General features: G+C 55.3%; 1 pseudogene. It reads left to right on the top strand.

Annotated elements, in window-relative coordinates:
* Nucleotides 1–4: 4 nt before the first annotated feature.
* Nucleotides 5–206: pseudogene (locus tag GO755_RS40785) on the top strand (transposase); the annotation flags it as partial.

Raw genomic sequence — 206 nt, 5'->3', positions numbered from 1 at the left:
TGCCATGAAGAAAACCAAGTTCACCGAAGCGCAACCGGGTGGCCGGAGCCATCGTCTTTGCTCTCAAGCAAGCTGAGACTGGAGTAGCCGTGGCCGAAGTATGTCGAAAAATGGGCATCAGCGAGGCTACCTTTTACAATTGGAACCGGGGCGCCGGAGCGTAAGAAATATGGCGGGTTGGGGGTTGTCGAGCTCCGACGATTACA

Source organism: Spirosoma arboris (genome assembly GCF_009754945.1).
Lineage (GTDB): Bacteria > Bacteroidota > Bacteroidia > Cytophagales > Spirosomataceae > Spirosoma > Spirosoma arboris.
Note: the sequence above shows the minus strand (reverse complement) of the source record. Positions and strands in the feature narration are given on the sequence as shown.